The sequence below is a fragment of the Mesorhizobium sp. Root102 genome (genome assembly GCF_001425625.1).
In the GTDB taxonomy this organism is placed as follows: Bacteria; Pseudomonadota; Alphaproteobacteria; order Rhizobiales; family Rhizobiaceae; genus Mesorhizobium.
The window spans coordinates 388,940-406,278 of the sequence record NZ_LMCP01000001.1 but is presented as its reverse complement, the minus strand read 5'-3'; the positions used below and the strand labels follow the sequence as shown (position 1 = coordinate 406,278).

The following is a 17,339-nucleotide window of genomic DNA, read 5'->3' as shown; positions in this document are numbered from 1 at the left end:
ACTCTCTCCTTTGCAGAGTTCGGCAGAATCCTACCCTAGCCTTGCCCTGGCCTTCGCCGTCCAGGCGCTGAACAGCCGGTCGGCGACGATGCCGATGAAGGCGATGGCGAGACCGGCGACGATGCCACGGCCGGAATCGGCCTTGGACAACGCGATGAACACTTCCTGACCGAGGTCGCGGGTGCCAACCATGGCGCAGATGATGATCATCGCCAGCGCCATCAGGATCGTCTGGTTGACGCCCAGCATGATCTCCGGCAGCGCCAGCGGCAATTGCACGCGAAAGAAGGTCTGGCGCGGCGTACAGCCCGAAACTTTGGCCGCCTCGATCAGCGCCGGCGACACCTGCCTGATGCCATGATTGGTGTAGCGGATGGCCGGCACCACCGCGAAGGCGACGGTGGCAATCATCGCGGTGACGTCGCCGACCCTAAATAGCATCACCACCGGAATGATGAAGCAGAAGGACGGCAGCACCTGCAGCGTATCGATGACCGGCGTGACGATCTTCTCGAAGCGGTCGCTGCGTGAGGCCATCAGGCCGATGGGGATGCCGATCAGGCACGCGATGAAAGCCGAAATGCCGCAGAGATAGACCGTCGCCATGGTTTTTTCCCACAGGCCGGTGACGGCGCAGAAGGCGGTCAGTGTGGCGACCAATACCGCCAGCCGCAGGCCGGAGAGCTGATAGCCGGCAAGGCCGAGCAGGAAGACGGCACCCAGCCAAGGAAACCCTTCGCAAAAGGCGCGCAGCGGATTCAGCACGTTCAGGATGAGCGCCACGCGAAACGCCTCGATCGTGTCGAAGAAATTGACCGTCACCCAGTTCACCGCCGCTTTCCACGGCGGCGCGGTGGTGAAGGTGATCGCTTTCGGCATCGCCGCGAAGGCCGGAACGAACAGGCCGAGCAGCGTTGTGACGACAAGGATGGCGATGGCCAGCGTCAGGTTGGGGTAGCGCCACCAGAACCTCGCTCTCATCTCCCGGTGGACATGGCCCTTTGCCTGTTTGTGCGCGATGGCCTGGCTCAACCGATCGAGCGCGATGGCCAGCGCCACGATGGCGAGACCGGCTTCCATCGCTTCGCCGACCTTCAGCGCGCGCAGGGCCAGAAGCACGTCGTAGCCGAGGCCGCCGGCGCCGATCATCGAGGCGATGATGACCATATTCAGCGCCAGCATGATGACCTGGTTGACGCCGATCATCAGTGTCGACCGCGCCGACGGTAGCAGCACCCGCCACAGTTTCTGCCGCGCCGTGCAGCCGGCCATTTCGCTGAAATCGTCGATCTCGGGCGGCACCCGCGACAACCCCAGCATCGTCGCCCGCACCATCGGCGGCGTGGCGAAGATGGCCGTCGCGATCATCGCCGAAACCGGGCTGTTGCCGAACAGCAGCAGCATCGGGATAAGATAGGCGAAGGTCGGGATCGTCTGCATCAGGTCAAGGGCAGGGGAGACGATGAGCCTTTCCGCCCACGGCTTGCGCCACGCCCAGATGCCGGCGAACAGCCCGGTGACGATGCAGAACGGCACGGCGATTGAGATCAGCGCCAGCGTCAGCATGGCACTGGTCCATTGGCCGAACAGGGCGATGTAGAGGAAGCAGCCACCGACCAGCAGGCTGAGTTTTCTGCCGCCAACGGCATGTCCGGCGAGGAAAGCGGCAGCGCAGACGCCAACCCAGGACAGGCGCGGCAGCACATAGGCATCAGTGCCGTGACCGATCTTGAAATTCTTGGCCAGCAGATTGAGCGCGAAATCGAGGGGAACGCCGAGCACCGCGGTGATCGAGCGGGTCAGCCACGACAGGTTCGACTTGATCCAGCGCATAAGCGCACTGACCCAGTCGGCGATCGGCACGACGGCGCTGGCCGGATAGTTGACCGCCCAGGGCAGGCGGTCCTGCAACAGGAACACGACAAGCACGGCGGCAAGCGCGAACGCCCAGATCAGCAGCCAGATCTGAATCGGCCGCGACCTTGCCTCGCTGGCGCTTGCCGTCACCGTCATGCGCCGGCCCTTGAGCGATCGATGCCGGCCAGCAGATCGATCACCGCTTGCGGCGTCACCTCGCCGATCGGTTTGCCGGTGCCGTTGACCACCGCGAACGGCTTGTTGGCGGCAACGATACCGGCTGAGAAGCTGGCGATCTTGGCACCTGGCGCCACCGTGCCGCCGTGCTCCGAGCCGTCGCAGGCGCGCATCAGGCTGCGCGCCGAAATCACCTTGGCGCGGTCGACGTCGCGGGTGAACTCGGCCACGTAGTCGGTCGCCGGATTGACCACCAGCTCCTCCGGCGTGCCGATCTGGATGACCTCGCCGTCCTTCATGATGGCGATGCGGTCGGCCAGCCGGATAGCCTCGTCGAAATCGTGAGTGATGAAGACGATGGTTTTGTGCAGCATGGTTTGCAGCCGCATCAGCTCGTCCTGCATTTCGCGGCGGATCAGCGGGTCGAGCGCCGAGAATGGCTCGTCGAGGAACCAGATTTCCGGTTTTGTCGCCAGGCTGCGTGCGATGCCGACACGCTGCTGCTGGCCGCCGGACAGTTCGCGCGGATAGAAATGCTCACGACCGCGCAGGCCGACAAGCTCGATCACCTCGCGCGCCCGTGCCTCGCGTGTCGGCCGATCCTGCCCCTGGATGCTGAGCGGGAAGGCGATGTTCTCCAGCACATTGAGATGTGGCAAGAGCGCAAAATTCTGGAAGACCATGCCCATGCGGTGTCGGCGCAATTCGATGAGTGCTGCATCCGAGATTTTCAGCAGGTCATTGCCCTCGAACTCGACCTTGCCATGGGTCGGCTCGACCAGCCGCGACATGCAACGCACCAGCGTCGACTTGCCGGAGCCCGACAGGCCCATGATGATGAAGATCTCGCCCTGGCGGATTTCGAGGTCGACGGCGCGCACCGCACCCACCAGCCCGGCAGCGGTGACGTCGGCCATGCTGGCCTTGCCGTCGCGTTCGCGGATGAAACGGGCCGCGTTCGATCCGAACAGCTTCCAGACATTGCGGCAGGCAAGTTTTATCGGACGGACATCTTTTGGCGCGCCCGCTCCGTTCAACCCCTGTTCAGTCTTCTCCGTCATTCAAACGTCCTTCTGGAACATCAACAGTGAGGCCCGGCTGATCATGCAGCCGGGTCTCATTTTCCAGTTGGAACGATCACTGCGCCCAGGCTTTCCAGTCGGCCTCGTGGGCGGCGATCCAGGCAGCGGCGACGTCTTCCGGCGTCTTGCCGTCCAGGTCGATCTCGCCGCTCATCTTGTTGAGCTCGTCTGTGTCGATCGTGTAGGCCTTCGCCACCTTGTAGGCGACAGGCCATTTGTCTTTCATGCCGGACCAGGAGTATTTCCAGATCTCGCCATGCGGCTTGCCGCAGTCATATTTGGCGTCTGGGTTCACGCCCCATTTCGGGTCGTTGTAGCACTCGGGTGTGTATTCGGGGAATTCGACCCACTCGCCCTTGTATTTGGCCGGCGCCCAATGCGGCGAATAGATCCACAGCATGATCGGCGCCTTGCGCTGATAGGCAGAATCCAGCTCGGCGAACATCGCCGCGTCGGTGCCGGCATGGATGACGGTGAAGGGCAGTTTCAGCGCCTCGACACGCTCGTCGTCAAAGCCTTCCCAGGTCACCGGACCTCCGAGATAGCGACCCTTCGGTGCGGTCTCCGCCGTCGAGAAGGCTTCGGCGCATTTCGGATCCTTGAGCGCTTCCCAGTTGGGCAGGCCCGGGCATTTCTCTTTCATGTATTCGGGAAACCACCATTCTTCCTTGGCCTTGGGTCCGAGCTTGCCCAGCCGTTCGGTCTGGCCGGTGGCATCGGATGCCTTCATGGCTTCGCCGGCGGTCGTGTCCCAGAACTCCAGGCCGATATCGAGGTCGCCATTGGTGAGGCCGGTGGTCAGGCTGGAGAGGTAGTCGGCGGTGGGATACTCGACGGTGTAGCCGAGCTTTTCCAGGATGCCGCCGAGGATCTTGGCGTTCAGATTGACGCTGGTCCAGTCGAACAGCGCGATCTTGATCGGATCGTTGGACTCCGGTGCGGCGGCTTGGGCGGAAGGTGTCAGTGCACTCGCCGCGGCGAGTGCGAAGGCTCCCATTGTTAGGTTCGAAATCACACTGCGAAGTGACATGCTTGTTCTCCTTCAAGCTGTGAAAATTATCGTTCGTTCCCTTCTTGCGGCTTTTCTTGATTGTGTTGGAAAGACTGGTCTTTGCGCAAGGCCGTCGGCGCCAAATTGTTGCCCCGGCTTTGGCCAGCGCAGGCAAGATGGTGCTCAATTCTAGTGATGATGGAACAGGATTGGAGTGTCCGCGTCATGGCTGCCGACGGATCGCTGCGGGAGCGGTCATCTGCGGATCGATTGCCAGTCTTGCGGCGCCCTGCAAGGTGCGAGCCATCAAGGTTCCATGTTCTCGGCTGTCGACCGGCAAGCCCCAACTCGCCAAGGCCGTTTCATAGGATGAAATTATATATACCAAGGTTCATGTCGTGCAACGACTAACGCCTCACGGGACATATAAATTCAGACTGCAGGCGAAGTCGAACCCTACCAACAGACGTAGCCGCCATCGACAATCAGGTCGAGGCCGGTGACGAAACTCGCTGCGCGGCTGGCCAGGAACACCGTCGGCCCGACCATTTCCTCCGGCGCCGCCATCCGCCCCATCGGCGTGTCGCGCTTGAAGATCTTCACCTCTTCCGCCACCTCCGGCCGCTTGTTCATCGGCGTCAGCGTGTAGCCTGGGCTGACGACGTTGACGCGCAAGCCGCGATCGGCCCACTCCATGGCGAGGCTCTTCGACATGTGGATGACGGCGGCCTTCGAAGAGTTGTAGTGCGCCTGCGTCAGGCCCCGGTTGACGATGGTGCCCGACATCGATGCGATGTTGATGATCGAGCCCTTGCCTCGCGCCAGCATCTTGCGCGCTTCGGCCTGACAGGACAGGAAGACACCGGCGACATTGACCTCGTGCACCTTCCGCCATGTCTCCAGCGGCATCGTTTCGGCGGGTTCAGAGCCGGCAATGCCGGCATTGTTGACTGCGACGGTCAGCGCACCGAGTTCCGCCTCGACGCGATCGATCGCCGCCGCGAGATCGCTCTGCGACGTCACCGTTCCGGTTAGCACCAGCGCCTTGCGGCCGAGCGCCGTGATCCGGTGCGCGGTTTCGTCCAGCCCACCCTTCGACGCATGGCCGAAACAGGCGACGTCGGCGCCTGCCTCGGCCAGTCCGATCGCGATTGCCTGGCCGATGCCGCTGCCGGCGCCGGTGACCAGCGCGACATCGCCGTCCAGCTTGAAAAGATCCATCGATAGCCCTCCCTGCCTCGGGGAGGGTATGCGCTGAACCGTGCTTCGATCAAGCGCCCCCGCGCAAGCGGCGTCGACGCTCAGAAATATCCGCTCGACGCGGCCGTGGCTTCCTTGCGGATTTCGACGCCGTCGACCAGGATCTTGTCGACCAGTTCGTGGTGGACTCCGCTTTCCCCATTCGGCTGCTCCCAAGGAAACCGAAAGCAAGGCAAGCAGATTGTCGACAATCTAACAAGAGGTCATCTTCGGATTCCTGGGAACCGCTGGCATGGCTGTTTCTTCAGCCTCAGGCTGCGCGGCCGTAGAAACCGACACGCTCCTCGGCGCTGAACATCACACCGGGCTTCTCATAGTAGGAAAACACCGCGATCATGCGCTCGCGCTCGCCTTCGACGGTGGTGACGCGATGCGCGGTGTTCTTGCCGCGGAAGACATTCAGCGTGCCCGGCTTCATGCGCAGGATTTTTGCATCGGGGTCACGCCCTTCAAGCAATCTGGCGACGCCATCATAGTTCGGATTGTCGTCAGATCGCAGATCGGTGCGATATTCGAGGTCGCCGCCACGCTCCGCTGCCTGCAACAACAGCGTCGTCGTGAATTCCGAACGGTCGAAATGCCAGTTCAGGGCCTCGCCGGCGCGATAGGCCATGACGTTGGTTCGGGCCAGCGGATCCTGCATGACATGCAGTCTGGTCTTGCCCATCGTTGCCGCCAGGAAGTGCAGCAGCGGCCCGTATTCGTAGATGGCGAGCACGACGCTGCCCGGAATCTGGTCGGCGCAGACGGTGTGGCTTGTTGTCTCGACCTTGCGCAGCGCCGGATGGTCGGGTGCAAGCTCGGGAATGTCGGGCTTGAAGTAGATGTTGTGCATCCGCTTGTGCACATGCGATCGCGCGGCCATCACCGGCTGGATTTCGCGCACGGCTTTCTCAGCCACGCCGGGGCGCAAAAACTCTTCGAGATTGAACATGCCGTCGGCTTCGAGCGCGGCGATGGATTGTCGGACGAGGCGTTGCCATTCGGCGCTGCCTTCGCGATCGAGCGGGTAGCGGTCGAGATCGAGAATGTCTTTCATCGTCATAGCTCCGAAGGTTGTGGGCCCTATGAGACGGCAAAAAAATCTTTCTCTCAATGCGGAAAATAGTTAGGATTGAGCAAGAAAAACTTATGGAGGGGATATGGAACGCCTGCCCCCGCTGAATGCGATCAAGGCTTTCGAGGTTGCGGCGCGTGCCGGCAGCTTCACTCTGGCCGCCTCTGAACTCGGCGTGTCGTCGGCGGCGGTCAGCCAGCAGATCCGCAATCTCGAAACCTGGTTCGGCAAGCAGCTGTTCGTGCGCAGCGGCAACCGCATCGCGCTCACCGACGCCGGCCACGCCATCTATCCGCAGACAGCGAAGGCTTTGGGCGACATCGCCGCCATAGGCCGGCGCATGCTGGAGGGCGGCTTGCGGACGCGTCTGGTCGTCAGCGTGCCGTTCTCGCTGGCCGAACTGTGGCTGGCGCCGAGGCTGGCGATGCTTCTCGATGCCTTCCCGCAGATGGCGATCGACGTTCGGGTCGAGGACGACCCGGTCGACCTGATGCGCCAGAACATCGATCTGCGCATCAGCTATGGCGACTATCACTATCCCGGATTGAAGCTCGTCCGTCTCGTCCACGACGACGTCCTGCCCGTCTGCGCGCCGGAATTCTGGCGCCGGCACGGCAATGGCGATCCCAGTCTGGCCGATCTGCACGAGAGCCAATTCATCCACACCAATTGGGGGCCGAACTATGCCTCGCACCCGACTTGGGCGGATTGGTTCGCGGCCTCCGGCGGCAGCCGCTCACCCGATCCGTCGCACGGGCGTCGCGTTGGCCTGTCCAGCCTGGCGATCGCCTCGGCGAGGTTGGGCCTGGGCATCGCGCTTGGTCAGCGGGTCATGGCTCGCGCCGATCTGGAAGCGGGGCGGCTGATCGAGCTCTCACCCGTATCGGTTCGCCTCGGCCATCCCTACTGCGCGTTCATGCCGCCGGCCAAGGCCGACCGCGCCGATGTCGCCGGCCTGGTGGAACTGCTCACGAAAACGGCGCCCGCGACCTGTGGGAAGGTCGGGGCGCCGCGCTGAAGCCGGACCTGACGGGGGTGTTCAGGTTGCCGGCTTTTCCGGCATCGGCGACACCGGTGCTCCGGGGCCGATCTTCTGCAGATTGCCTGTGATCACCTGGTCGCCCTCGGCGACGCCGCTCAGTATGGCCACCTGATCGCCGCTCGTCGGCCCGAGCGAGACCAGCCGTTGATCGACCGTGTTGCCTTTGCCGACGACGTAGAGATATTTGCCGAGCTGGCTCGAGCCCAGCGCGGTCTGCGGCACCATCAGCGCGTCGGCCTGCTGCCTCACATGCAGCCGGACCCGAACATACTGGCCAGGCAGCAGCTTGAACTTGCCGTTGCCGATCGTGGCGCGTGCCGTGATCGTGCCGGTCGAACGGTCGACCGAATTGTCGATGAAGGTGAGTTCGCCCTTCTGGCTGGCCTCGGTCTCGCCGGGAAGCAAGACCTCGACCTCGATCGGGCCGTTCGCACGGGCCTGCTCGATTTCGGCCAGATCCGTCTCGCTCGGATTGAAGGTGACGTAGATCGGATCGAGCTGCACCAGCGTGTTGAGCACCGTGCCGGCGACGCTGACCAGGGTTCCGACCGAGGCCTGGTTGCGGCCCAGGCGTCCGCCAAACGGCGCGCGGATTTCGGCATAGCTCAGATTGAGCTCTGCCGTTCTAACGGCAGCCTGGTTGAGCGCCAGCGACGCCTGCGCTTCGCGCAAGGTGCTGGTGCGCTGGTCGAAGCCGTCCTTGGCGAGGTAGCCGCTCTTGGCAAGCTCGGTGCCGCGGCCAAGGCTGGAGCGGGCATAGTCGAGCGTCGCCGTGTCGCGCTGTACCTGGGCCTTCGCTTGGTCAAGAGCCGCCTGGAAGTCGTCCGGTGAGATCTTGTAAAGAAGATCGCCTTGCCGGACGTCGACCCCGTCAGCAGCGATCTGCTCCTGCAGATAGCCAGGAATCCTGGCCTGCAAGGTGATGCTGCGGATAGGCTCCGTCCGCGCGGCATAGTCGAGATAGATCGGGATCGTCTTTCTGACGACGCTGACCACCGGCACCGGCATGACGAACGCCGCAGGAGCAGGCGCCGCGCCTGCCGTGCCGGCATTGAGGCTGAGATTGCCCATGTCGAGCAGGTGGACGCTGGCCACCGAGATCGCACCCAGCGCGACAGCCGTTCCCAACGCGATTTTCCATTTACGCATGATTAGTCTCCAATCTTATTCGGCCGCTTCCGCCAGGGGAGGGAAGGCGGGTTCGGCAGTTGGTTCATTGTCTTGAGAGGCGGGCTCGTCATTGCCGCGGCGTTCGCGCAGCTGTTCGATGACCGCGTAGAACACCGGCACGAACACCAGCGACAGGATGGTCGCCGCGACCATGCCGCCAAACACGGTGGTGCCGATCGACTGCCGGCTTGCCGCACCGGCGCCGGTCGCAAACATCAGCGGCAGCACGCCGAGGATGAAGGCGAAGGCCGTCATCAGGATCGGCCGCAGCCGCAGCCGTGCTGCTTCCATCGCCGCATCGACGATACTGAGGCCTTCTTCGCGCCGTCGCCGGGCGAACTCGACGATCAGGATCGCGTTCTTGGCCGCCAGTCCGATCAGCATGACGAAGCCGATCTGCGAGTAGACGTCGATCTGCATGCCACGCACCCACAGCACCACGAACGCGCCGAACAGTGCGAGCGGCACCGCCAGCAGCACCATGAACGGCATCGCCCAGCTCTCATATTGCGCCGCCAGGATCAGGAAGACGAAGACGATAGCGAGGCCGAAGACGACGGACGCGATCGATCCTGCCTTGAGTTCCTGGAAGGTGATGCCGGTCCATTCGAAACCGAAATCCCTGGGCAGTGCGGTGGCCGCGGCCCGTTCCATGGCGGCGACCGCCTGGCCCGAGGAGAAACCCGGTGCGGCACCGCCGTTGATCGAGGCCGAGGCGTTGTTGTTGTAGTGCGGTACGGTTTCCGGGCCGACGAAGGGCACGAGTTTGCCCAGCGTCGAGAGCGGCACCATGCCGCCGGAGGCGTTGCGTACATAGAGCCGCGAAATGTCGGCGGCACCCGCACGTGCATCCTTGTCGGCCTGGATGGTCACCCGGAAGGTGCGGCCGAACAGGTTGAAGTCGTTCACGTAAAGCGAGCCGAGATAGATCTGCAGCGTGTTGAACACATCCGGCAGGTTGAGGCCGAGCAGTTTCGCCTTGCTGCGGTCGAGGTCGTAGTTGAACTGCGGCGTCGAGGTCGAGAATGGCGAGAACAGCTGCTGCGGGTTGATCTCCGGCTGCTTGCGCGCCTCGGCTATCACCGCTTGCGTGGCATCGTTGAGGGCCGAACTGCCGCGACCGGTGAGATCCTCGACGACGAATTCGAAGCCGCCCGTGGTGCCGATACCCGGTATCGACGGCGGATCGAAGCTCAGCGCGAAGGCTTCCGGAATCTGCATCAGCTTGCCGCGTACGTCGGCGACGAGCTTCGAGGCACTCTGGTCGGGGCCGCGTTCCTCCCAGGGCTTCAGGATGGCAAATTCGACCGCCGAGTTCGATTGCGCGGCACTGGTCAGGAAGTTCAGGCCGCTGATCGAGCCGACAATGTCGACGCCGGGCGTTGCCTGCAGGATGTCGCGCGCCTTTTGCGCCACCGCGTCGGTGCGTTCCAGAGACGCGCCGTCGGGCAACTGGATGACGACGAAGAAATAGCCCTGGTCCTCGACCGGAAGGAAGGTCGAGGGCAGGCGTTGCCAGACGAAGTAGGTGGCGACCAGTCCGGCCGCGAACAGGCCGAGCATGATCCAGCGCAAGCGGATGAGAATGCGCACGCCATTGGCATAGGCGTGCGACAGCCTGTCGAAGCCGGTGTTGAACCAGCGGAACGGGGCGAACTGCGTCTCGCCGCGATGCCGCAGGAAGGCAGCACTGAGCGCGGGGCTCAGCGTCAGCGAGTTGAAGGCGGAGATGCCGACGGAAATCGCCACCGTCAGCGCGAACTGGTTGTAGAGCTTGCCGGATACGCCGGGAATGAAAGCGACCGGCACGAACACCGCCATCAGCACGGCGGTGGTGGCGATGATCGGACCGGTGACCTCGGCCATGGCGGCCTTCGTCGCCGCGAGCGGCTTGAGCCCGGCCTCCAGCTGTCGTTCGACATTCTCCACCACGACGATGGCATCGTCGACGACCAGGCCAATCGCCAGCACCATGCCGAGCAGGGAGAGCATGTTGAGCGAGAAGCCGAGCATCTCCATGACGACCAGCGTCGCCACCAGCGACACCGGAATGGCGATGGTCGGGATGATTGTCGTGCGCCAGCTCTGCAGGAAGATGAACACCACGGCGACGACCAGCACCAGCGCTTCGCCAAGCGTGATCAGCACGTCATGCATCGACGCCGAGACGAAGCGGGTGGTGTCGTAGTGCATCGCATAGGAGACGCCCTTCGGGAACCGTCCCGAAAGCTCCTGCATCTTGTCCTTGACGCGCTGCTGCAGATCGAGCGCGTTGGAACCGGGCATCTGGTAGACGGCGAGCACCACGGTCGGATCCTTGCCGAAGAAGGCCGACGACGAATATTGCAGCGCGCCGAGCTCGATGCGGGCAACGTCGCGCAGTCGCACCAGCGAGCCGGTATCCGTGTTGGCGCGCACGACGATGTCGCCGAATTCCTTGGGATCGCTCAAGCGGCCGACGGCATTGACCTGCATCTCGAAGGCAGTACCGGCCGGAGCCGGCGACTGGCCGATCTTGCCGGCCGCCACCTGGACGTTTTGCTCTGCGATGGCGTTTTGGACGTCGACTGCGGTGATGCCGAGATTGGCGAGCTTGTCGGGATCGAGCCAGACGCGCATCGAATAGCGACGCTCGCCGAAGATCTGCACGTCGCCGACGCCGGGCAACCGCTTCAGCGGATCGACCACCTGCAGATAGGCAAGGTTGCTCAATGCCACCGGATCGACCGAACTGTCGGGCGAGGTCAGGTTGACGATGAGGACGAAATTCGGGTTCTGTTTCTTGATCGTCACGCCGCCCTGGTTGACGATCGCCGGCAGCGACGAGGCGGCCTGCGAGACGCGGTTCTGGACGTCGACGGCTGCTGTGCTCAGCGAATAACCGACATCGAAGGTGATGGTGATGGTCGAGGAGCCGTCATTGGAGCTCGTCGACGACATGTAGGTCATGCCTTGCACGCCGTTGATCTGCTGCTCCAGCGGCGTCGTCACCGTGTCGGCCACCACTTGCGCGCTGGCGCCCGGATAATGGGCGCTGACCACGACCTGCGGCGGTGTGATGTCGGGAAACTGCGAGACGGGCAGCAGGAAATAACAAATCGTCCCGGCGAGCACCATGATGATGGCGATCGCCGAGGCGAAGATCGGACGGTGGATGAAGAAGTTTACCACGAGACGCAAGCCTCCCCGGCCGCTCTTGCCCGCCCGAAGGCGCTGGCAACCCTGGACAACTGGCCGTGCCCGTCACGGGAGGCTTCCCGTGACCGCAGCAACGGCACCTCGCCACGCTGCCCATCGGCAAGCGAGCGAAGCATCTTCTCGAAAGCGCGGGGGTCGACCCCATCTGCTTTCATGACCAGCCGGATCATCGGATCCCGGACGGCCTCATCTATGGTAAGATCGCGGCGCTGGGGCATTGGCCGGCTCCTTGTCTGTCGATTCGCAGCCCATGCTCGCGAACCGTTTTTCATCTCTTCACCGGCCGGAGCCGCATGAATTGCAGTTTTTCGCTCATTCCGATCTGGCAGGACCAGTTCACGGCCTTGTTATTGACGGAAGGCGACATAGGTGTTACCAGTAAGTAACATTTGCATAGTTACAGACCGGTAACACCCTAGTCAAGAGGTGGCCGTGGTTTTTAGGAAACGAAAGGAGATCATGATGACAGACGGCGTCGTGGAGCGCTCACGTCCCCGGGATCGAATCCTGGAGACGGCACGCGACATGTTCCACAAGCATGGCATCAAGGGCGTCGGCGTCGATGCTATCACCGAAGCTGCCGGCACGAACAAGATGACGCTCTACCGTCACTTCGAATCCAAGGACGAGCTGATCGTCGAATGTCTGCGCGCCAATGCGGCTAAGGCCGGCGCCATGTGGGATGCATTCGAGGCCGAATTTCCTGGTGACAAGCTTGCGCAAGTGCACGCCTGGGTTCGCAAGGCGGCTGCCATGCTCAATGCTGACGGCCGTGGCTGTGACATGGCCAATGCCGCCGCTGAGCTGACCGAGCCGGACCATCCGGCCAGGCTGGTGATCAAGGAGCTCAAGGAAGCCCAGCGCGCGCGCCTTGTGACGTTATGTCGGGATGCCGGCATTGGTCAGGCCGAGCTGCTCGCCGATACGCTGTCGCTGCTGTTCGAGGGTGCGCGTGTCAGCGTGCAGACCGTGGGTACCGAAGGTCCGAGCACGCAGTTCGTGCGCATGGCCGAAGGGTTGATCGTATCCTTCCGGGGCACCGCCGCCGGTTGAAATCCGCCGCGACTGTTGGCGATTTGCCGGTCTGCGACCGAGGGATTCCTAGCGCCCCCTTGGCGCAGGGCGGCACCGGAATTCCCGACGGCTGAACGAAAAAAGCCCGCTGCCGGGAGGAGGTGGCAGCGGGCTCGATTTCGAATGTGGCGCGGGAGGAGGTGCACCCCATTCAGCGTCGGCATCGCATCTGGGAGGAGTAGATGGCCGACAACCAAAACCTATGAGTTGCCCAATGATTCGGCAACAATGAATTGTGCATAGCTGCTGTGCAGATTCGCCGGGTCAATTGTCTTACAAATCTGGAAACAGGCTTTGCCGGGGCCGCCCACCTCACTGCACCGGCACGTTTTCCCTGAAGATCAAGCGCGGTTCGATGAACTTCCGCGTCAGATAGGGTGCGGAGGACGCAATCGAGCCGAGCAGGCGAATGACTGACTGTTCCGCGATCAGCCGGGCATTCTGGTCGATGACGACATCGAGCAGGTCGTCGACGAGGTGGCCCCGTGTGTCCTTCGTCAAGTCGTGGCAGATGAACACCGGCTTGCGGTTCGGCCTGGCTTCCCGGATCGCCTTTGCAATGCCCGAGTGTCCGGCTCCGACGCAATAGATGCCGAGCAGCTCAGGCTCGTTGTGCAGCGCCTTCATGGTCTCGGTGTAGCTGACGTCGGGCTCGTCGTTGATCTCGACGGCGCTGCTAACCGTCAGGTTGGGGAACTCTTCATTGAGCACGGAGCGGAAACCCATTTCGCGTTCCTCGTGGCCGCGATAGGAGCGCGAGCCGACGACCATCGCCAGATGGCCGGTGCGACCGCCAAGGAAGCGTCCCATCAACAGCGCCGCCGTTCGTCCCGCCCCCCGGTTGTCGATGCCGACATACGCCGATCGCGGCGCCGCCGGAACGTCGGACACCAGCGTCACCAGGCGCATGCCGGCGTCGACGATGTCGCGCAGGATGTTGCGTGTGCGCGGATGATCGACGGCGATGACACCGACACCATTGGCCCTGAGCGACAGGTTTTCGACGGCTGTCTGCAGTGCGTTCGGCGAGATACCGGCAAGGTTGTGGACCCGGCACGAGGCGACGAGCGGCAGGCGCGCGGCATAGTCCTCGATATGCCCGGCGAGATCGCGCATGAACGCATTGCTGCCGATGGGCAGCAGGAATTCGAGATGGGCGGGCCGTGACGGCAGCGTCACCTGATCGGCGACCGGCAGGTAGCCGAGCTGCTTGGCCGCCTCCATGACGCGCTGCCGGTTGGCCGCACTCGCACCCGGCCGGTTGTTGAGCGCCCTGTCGACCGTTGCGGTCGACAGTCCGCAGCTGCGGGCGATATCGGCGACGGTGGCTTTCATGCCGCAACCCACAGCCCGCAATTGCGGGCGATATCCGAGACGGTGGCTTTCATGCCGCAACCCTATGCGCCGATAAGCGATGCGATTTGAGGTGACGGTTTGATTGCCGCCCATCACCCGATAGTCAGTGCGATGGCTTGCCATCGGCGATGGCATCGCGGATTTCCTTGTCCGACATGCCGGTGATGATCCGCTCGACCTCCGCCACGCTGGTTTTCTTCGGGTCGATGTCGTCGGCGACCACCTTGCCCCGGCGCATGACGACGATGCGGTCGACCACCTGGAAGACATGGTGAATGTTGTGCGCGATGAAAATGCAGGAATGGCCGGAATCGCGGGCGTTACGCACGAAACTCAGCACGCCCTGTGTCTCGGCGACGCCGAGATTGTTGGTGGGCTCGTCCAAGATGATCAGGTCGCTGTCGAAATGCATGGCGCGCGCGATCGCCACCGCCTGGCGCTCGCCGCCGGACAGCGAGCCGATCGGCGTCGTCGGCGGGATGTTCTTGGAGATGCCGACCTGCTTGAGCAGGTCGCGGGCGACCACGTTCATGGCGTCCTGGTCCATCCGGTTGAGGAAGCGCGGCGGCTTGATCGGTTCGCGCCCGAGGAACAGATTGCGGGCGATCGACAGTTGCGTGACCAGTGCCGAGTCCTGGTAGATCGTCTCGATGCCTTGGGCGATGGCGTCGCTAGTGCTGCGCAAATTCACCCTCTTGCCGCGGATGAAGATGTCGCCGCTGGTCAGCGGGACCGCACCCGAAAGCACCTTGATCAGCGTCGACTTGCCGGCGCCATTGTCGCCGAGCAGGCCGACGATCTCGCGCTCATTGACGTGGAAATTGGCATCCTCCAGCGCCTGCACGCGGCCATAGGACTTGCGGATGTTCTGCATGCGGATCAGCGGCTCGGCCATCGTTCAAGTCCCCGCCTGATGCCGGCGTTCCAGCCATGAATGCAGCGCCATCATGCCAAGGATGATGGCGCCGATGAAGATATTGTAGGCAAGGCCGGGCACGCCGATCAGCACGATGCCGTTGCGCATCACGCGCAGGATCAGGATGCCGAGCACGGTGCCGATGATCGTGCCGCGCCCGCCGGTCAGTGCTGTGCCGCCGATCACCACCATGGCAATGACTTCGAGTTCATAGCCGGTGCCGCTGTTGGGGTTGGCCGCGGAAGTGCGCAGCGAAGAGATGACGCCGGCGAGCGACGCCATGACCGACGACAGCACGAACAGGCCAATCTTGACGCCGCTGACGTTGACGCCGCGGGCGCGCGCGGCGCTGGGGTTGCCGCCGGCCGCCTGAATCCAGTTGCCGGTTCGGCTTTGCGTCAGCACATAGCCGAGTGCGATGGCCGCGGCGATGAACCAGAACAGCGACATGTAGATGCGGAACGGCCCGATGAAGAAGTCGCCGACCAACGCCTCCGCCAGCCAGCTGCCTTCGGCGCTCCAGGTGCGCTGCGGAAAACCGTCGGTGACGAAAAGAGCGGTGCCGCGCACCACCAGCAGCATGCCGAGGGTCACCAGGAAGGATGGGATCTTGAGCTGTGTCACGAACCAGCCATTGACCAGCCCGATGAAGGCGGCGACCAGCAGTGCGGCGACAAAGCCGACCTCAAGCGAGGTGAGGCCGCTGTTGAACAGCGTCCACATCAGCACCGGCGAGAAACCGAACAGCGAACCGACGGACAGGTCGAATTCGCCCGACGTCATCAACAGCGTCATCGCCAGCGCGATCAGGCCGAGCTCGACCGTGAAGGCCAGTGTGTTGGAGATGTTCTGCGGCGACAGGAAGTCGTGATTGAAACCCCAGAAAACGGCGATCTCGACCACGAGCAGCACGAAGGGGCCAAATTCTGGCCGCGCGATCAGGCGTTGGATGAGCGAACGATTTTCCACGAGCAACCCGCGACATGAGTGGAAAGGCTGAGCCCTGCACATTCGCGTGCAAAGGGCTCGGCGAAAACGGAGACGTCAGTCGCGACCGCCGGGGCGGTCGCGACTGTTGAGGGCTGGGATGTTACTTGCCGGACAGGATGTCGTCGTAGATCTGCGCGGTGTCCTTTTCGTAGAGCGCGCCGGTGATGACGTTGAAGCCCGGAGGAATGCCGCTGGCGGCCATGTTGGCCAGCGAAAGCGCGACATAGCTGGTCGCCTGCGGGTCCTGCCACTGGCCGGCATTGACGTAGCCGTTCAGCACTTCCTGGGTGGTGTCGAGCGAGTTGCCCCATCCGACGACCGGGATTTCGCCCGCCTTGATGCCGGCCTGGTCGAACACCCGCTTGATCGAGCCGGTGACAAGGTCGCCGAGACCGATGATCGCCTTGACCTTGGCCTTGTTGGCGGTGAGGTAGTCGACCATGCGGTTGATGGCTTCGGCCTGGTCGAGCGTCGCTTCGGTGATTTCATAGGTGATGCCGAGCGGCTCGAAGACGCTCTTGATGCCTTCTTCTTCCTGGACGCCATAGGTGGCGCCGGGAATCTCGACCGGCATCCAGACGAAGTCGCCCTTCTTCACCAGGCCCTTGTCGACCAGATACTGCGCCCAGTGCTTGCCGAAGGTGACATTGTCGCCGCCGACATAGGCGTTGAAGTCGGCTTTCGGGTCGGGCGTGTTGAAATTGATGATCGGCACTTTCGCTGCCCGCGCTTCCTTGACGATCTCGATCAGGCTGCCCGGATCGGGGCTCGTGGTGACGATGCCGTCGGCCTTGGCGGAGAGGGCAGCGCGAACCGCTTCCTGCTGCGAGGCGACATCGCCATTGTGGAACGAGGTGTTGACCGTGTTGCCAGTGTCCTTGGCCCACTGCTTGGCGCCGGCCAGGAAGTAGGTCCAGACCGGATCGGCCGGGCCGCCATGCGAAATCCAGTAGAATGTCTTGGCCTGTGCCGCTGCCGGTATCACCATCAGCGCCACCAACAGGCCGTATAGAACGAGTCTTAGCCGTGTCAGCATTTGATTTCCTCCCGTTTGTAGATGGTCAGTTCCGATTCCGTCCTTGTGTTCCGGCGACCGCCGGATTGCGTCTTTTGCCAGCGCCGGTTGGATGCATCAGAGCATTCCCTTTTTCGACGGATGGCAAGCCTCT

14 protein-coding genes are annotated in these 17,339 nt (G+C 63.1%); 2 read left to right on the top strand and 12 right to left on the bottom strand.

Going from position 1 to position 17,339, the window contains the following annotated elements; genetic code table 11:
- Positions 1-30: 30 nt before the first annotated feature.
- From ASD12_RS01920 to ASD12_RS01900, 5 genes are all read right to left on the bottom strand, one after another.
- A complete protein-coding gene (locus tag ASD12_RS01920) occupies positions 31-2,013 on the bottom strand; it encodes an ABC transporter permease subunit (RefSeq protein WP_056581313.1) in 1,983 nt (660 codons plus the stop codon).
- Complete coding sequence (locus tag ASD12_RS01915) at positions 2,010-3,095, bottom strand: glycine betaine/L-proline ABC transporter ATP-binding protein (RefSeq protein ID WP_056581310.1); 1,086 nt, start codon at positions 3,093-3,095, stop codon at positions 2,010-2,012. Before ASD12_RS01915 ends, ASD12_RS01920 begins: the two co-directional genes overlap by 4 nt.
- A 76-nt stretch (positions 3,096-3,171) precedes the next feature.
- Positions 3,172-4,146 (bottom strand): ABC transporter substrate-binding protein, encoded by a 975-nt coding sequence (locus ASD12_RS01910; RefSeq protein ID WP_056581307.1) that lies wholly within the window; start codon positions 4,144-4,146, stop codon positions 3,172-3,174.
- 417 nt (positions 4,147-4,563) lie between these two features.
- Complete coding sequence (locus ASD12_RS01905; RefSeq protein WP_056581304.1) at positions 4,564-5,328, bottom strand: SDR family oxidoreductase; 765 nt, start codon at positions 5,326-5,328, stop codon at positions 4,564-4,566.
- A 289-nt stretch (positions 5,329-5,617) separates the two neighbouring features.
- Positions 5,618-6,406: a 2OG-Fe(II) oxygenase gene (locus ASD12_RS01900; RefSeq protein WP_056581302.1), complete on the bottom strand. Its 789-nt coding sequence runs from the start codon at positions 6,404-6,406 to the stop codon at positions 5,618-5,620.
- A 103-nt stretch (positions 6,407-6,509) separates the two neighbouring features.
- Between ASD12_RS01900 and ASD12_RS01895 the strand changes: the two genes are divergently transcribed.
- On the top strand, positions 6,510-7,442 hold the full coding sequence (locus ASD12_RS01895; RefSeq protein ID WP_056581300.1) for a LysR substrate-binding domain-containing protein: 933 nt from the start codon (positions 6,510-6,512) through the stop codon (positions 7,440-7,442).
- Positions 7,443-7,463: 21 nt separating this feature from the next.
- On the opposite strand, the gene ASD12_RS01890 is transcribed toward ASD12_RS01895, so the two are convergent.
- The 3 genes from ASD12_RS01890 to ASD12_RS01880 are packed head-to-tail and all read right to left on the bottom strand — an operon-like array spanning position 7,464 to position 12,052.
- A complete protein-coding gene (locus ASD12_RS01890; protein ID WP_056581296.1) occupies positions 7,464-8,615 on the bottom strand; it encodes an efflux RND transporter periplasmic adaptor subunit in 1,152 nt (383 codons plus the stop codon).
- 15 nt (positions 8,616-8,630) lie between these two features.
- Positions 8,631-11,807 carry a multidrug efflux RND transporter permease subunit gene (locus ASD12_RS01885; RefSeq protein ID WP_056581294.1) on the bottom strand — a complete coding sequence of 1,059 codons (3,177 nt, stop codon included), beginning with the start codon at positions 11,805-11,807 and terminating at the stop codon, positions 8,631-8,633.
- Positions 11,801-12,052, bottom strand: a complete 252-nt coding sequence (locus ASD12_RS01880; RefSeq protein ID WP_056581291.1) for a hypothetical protein — start codon at positions 12,050-12,052, stop codon at positions 11,801-11,803. The genes ASD12_RS01885 and ASD12_RS01880 overlap by 7 nt, the downstream gene beginning before the upstream one ends.
- A gap of 244 nt (positions 12,053-12,296) precedes the next feature.
- Here ASD12_RS01880 and ASD12_RS01875 point away from each other — a divergent pair, with 244 nt between their 5' ends.
- Positions 12,297-12,887, top strand: coding sequence for a TetR/AcrR family transcriptional regulator (locus ASD12_RS01875; RefSeq protein ID WP_056581923.1), 591 nt, complete (start codon positions 12,297-12,299; stop codon positions 12,885-12,887).
- Positions 12,888-13,220: 333 nt separating this feature from the next.
- Here the strand turns inward: ASD12_RS01875 and ASD12_RS01870 are convergent, their stop codons facing one another.
- The 4 genes from ASD12_RS01870 to ASD12_RS01855 all read right to left on the bottom strand — a co-directional run bounded on the left by ASD12_RS01870 (position 13,221) and on the right by ASD12_RS01855 (position 17,206).
- A complete protein-coding gene (locus ASD12_RS01870) occupies positions 13,221-14,243 on the bottom strand; it encodes a LacI family DNA-binding transcriptional regulator (RefSeq protein WP_056581922.1) in 1,023 nt (340 codons plus the stop codon).
- A 124-nt stretch (positions 14,244-14,367) separates the two neighbouring features.
- Entirely contained in the window at positions 14,368-15,159 is a 792-nt protein-coding gene (locus ASD12_RS01865; protein WP_056581288.1) for an ATP-binding cassette domain-containing protein, read from the bottom strand.
- A gap of 3 nt (positions 15,160-15,162) precedes the next feature.
- A complete protein-coding gene (locus ASD12_RS01860) occupies positions 15,163-16,149 on the bottom strand; it encodes an ABC transporter permease (protein ID WP_056581921.1) in 987 nt (328 codons plus the stop codon).
- Positions 16,150-16,270: 121 nt separating this feature from the next.
- The gene (locus ASD12_RS01855; RefSeq protein ID WP_056581285.1) at positions 16,271-17,206 is read right to left on the bottom strand and encodes a substrate-binding domain-containing protein; all 936 of its coding nucleotides are present in this window, start codon (positions 17,204-17,206) and stop codon (positions 16,271-16,273) included.
- Between the last annotated feature and the right edge of the window lie 133 nt (positions 17,207-17,339).

Excerpts from the sequence above, each read along its gene's own strand:
- ASD12_RS01895 (WP_056581300.1), top strand. The coding sequence starts at position 6,510 with ATGGAACGCCTGCCCCCGCTGAATGCGATCAAGGCTTTCGAGGTTGCG.
- ASD12_RS01855 (WP_056581285.1), bottom strand. The coding sequence starts at position 17,206 with ATGCTGACACGGCTAAGACTCGTTCTATACGGCCTGTTGGTGGCGCTG.
- ASD12_RS01880 (WP_056581291.1), bottom strand. The coding sequence starts at position 12,052 with ATGCCCCAGCGCCGCGATCTTACCATAGATGAGGCCGTCCGGGATCCG.
- ASD12_RS01870 (WP_056581922.1), bottom strand. The coding sequence starts at position 14,243 with ATGAAAGCCACCGTCGCCGATATCGCCCGCAGCTGCGGACTGTCGACC.
- ASD12_RS01920 (WP_056581313.1), bottom strand. The coding sequence starts at position 2,013 with ATGACGGTGACGGCAAGCGCCAGCGAGGCAAGGTCGCGGCCGATTCAG.
- ASD12_RS01910 (WP_056581307.1), bottom strand. The coding sequence starts at position 4,146 with ATGTCACTTCGCAGTGTGATTTCGAACCTAACAATGGGAGCCTTCGCA.
- ASD12_RS01875 (WP_056581923.1), top strand. The coding sequence starts at position 12,297 with ATGACAGACGGCGTCGTGGAGCGCTCACGTCCCCGGGATCGAATCCTG.
- ASD12_RS01890 (WP_056581296.1), bottom strand. The coding sequence starts at position 8,615 with ATGCGTAAATGGAAAATCGCGTTGGGAACGGCTGTCGCGCTGGGTGCG.
- ASD12_RS01865 (WP_056581288.1), bottom strand. The coding sequence starts at position 15,159 with ATGGCCGAGCCGCTGATCCGCATGCAGAACATCCGCAAGTCCTATGGC.
- ASD12_RS01900 (WP_056581302.1), bottom strand. The coding sequence starts at position 6,406 with ATGAAAGACATTCTCGATCTCGACCGCTACCCGCTCGATCGCGAAGGC.
- ASD12_RS01905 (WP_056581304.1), bottom strand. The coding sequence starts at position 5,328 with ATGGATCTTTTCAAGCTGGACGGCGATGTCGCGCTGGTCACCGGCGCC.
- ASD12_RS01915 (WP_056581310.1), bottom strand. The coding sequence starts at position 3,095 with ATGACGGAGAAGACTGAACAGGGGTTGAACGGAGCGGGCGCGCCAAAA.